Origin of the sequence: Streptomyces sp. NPDC127117 (assembly GCF_042677325.1) — a bacterium.
Taxonomy (GTDB): domain Bacteria; phylum Actinomycetota; class Actinomycetes; order Streptomycetales; family Streptomycetaceae; genus Streptomyces.
Window position 1 is genome coordinate 1 of sequence record NZ_JBHXTM010000135.1, and the last position, 1460, is coordinate 1460.

Sequence of the window (1460 nt, forward strand, 5' to 3'; positions counted from 1 at the left end):
GGCGGAGGAGAAGAGGGTGAAGAAGGAGAGGTTGAGGTGGGTGGTGAGTTGGTGGAGGTGCCAGGCGGCGTCGACTTTGGGGCGTAGGACGGTGGTGAGTTGTTGGGGGGTGAGTGTTTCGAGGGTGGCGTCGTCGAGGGTGCCTGCGGCGTGGATGATGCCGGTGAGGTTGCCGTTCTGTGTGGTGATGTCGTTGATGAGGGTGGCGAGGGCGTTGTGGTCGGTGGCGTCGCAGGTGGCCCAGCGGGCGGTGGTGCCGAGGTTGTGGAGTTCGGTGGTGAGTTGGTGGCCGTTGGGTCCGCCGTTGGGGCGGCGGGTGGCGAGTACGAGGTTGCGGGCGTTGTGGGTGTGGGCGAGGTGGCGGGCGATGAGGGTGCCGAGGGCGCCGCCTGCTCCGGTGATGAGGATGGTGCCGTTGGTGGCGTCTGCGAGGGGTTGGGTGGTTTGTGTGGGGGTGGGGGTGCGGGTGAGGCGGGGGATGAGGGTGGTGTTGGTGCGGAGGGCTATTTGGGGTTCTTGGAGGTTGGTGAGGGTGGTGAGGGTGTGGTGGTCGGGGGTGGGTGTGTTGGTGGGGGTGTCGATGAGGATGATGCGGTCGGGGTGTTCGGCTTGGGCGGAGCGGGTGAGGCCCCAGGTGGTGGCGGCGGCGAGGTCGGTGATGGGGGTGTTGCCGGCGGTGGTGGCGCCGTGGGTGAGGACGATGAGGCGGGTGGTGTCGGGGTGGTCCTCGCGGAGCCAGGTCTGGAGGCGGGCGAGGGTGTCGGCGACACGGGTGTGGATGTCGGTGATCCGGTCGGTGTCGCTGTCGGAGTCCGGGACTTCGAGGAGGTCGAAGTCGATGGACTGGTCGGTGGCCGGGGCGGCCGGGGCGGGTACCCATTCGAGTTGGAAGAGTGATTCGGTGTGGGTGTGGGGGGTTGCTCCGTCGATTTGTTCGGCGGTGACGGGGCGGAGGGTGAGGGTGTCGATGTGTCCGACGGGGGTTCCGGTGCCGTCGGTGAGGTCGAGGGTGACGGTGGCGTTCTGGCTGTGGGTGATCCGGACGCGCAGGACGGGGGAGCCGATTGCGGTGAGGTGGACGCCGGTCCAGGCGAAGGGGAGGCCGGGGCCGTCGAGTCCGGTGGGGCCGCCGCCGGCTGCGATGGCGTGGAGGGTGGCGTCGAGGAGTGCGGGGTGCAGGCCGAAGCGGCTTGCTTCGTCCCAGTGGTCGGGGTCGAGTGCGACTTCGGCGAACACTTCGTCCCCGCGTCGCCATACGGCTCGGAGGCCTTGGAAGACGGGGCCGTAGCCGAATCCTGCGGTGGCCATGTTCTCGTACAGGCCGTCGGTCTCGACGGCCACGGCGTCGCGCGGTGGCCACTCGGTGAGAGACGTGGCGGGTGTGGTGGGGGTGGTGGGTGTGGTGGAGACGGTGCCTGTGGCGTGCAGGGTCCAGGTGCCGGTCTCGGTGCTGGAGTGGA

General features: G+C 69.0%; 1 protein-coding gene. It reads right to left on the reverse strand.

Annotation, left to right across the window (positions count from 1 at the left end; translation table 11 throughout):
- A partial coding sequence (locus tag ACFVH0_RS40480; protein WP_385828434.1) for an SDR family oxidoreductase occupies positions 1-1460 on the reverse strand: 1460 nt, incomplete at both ends.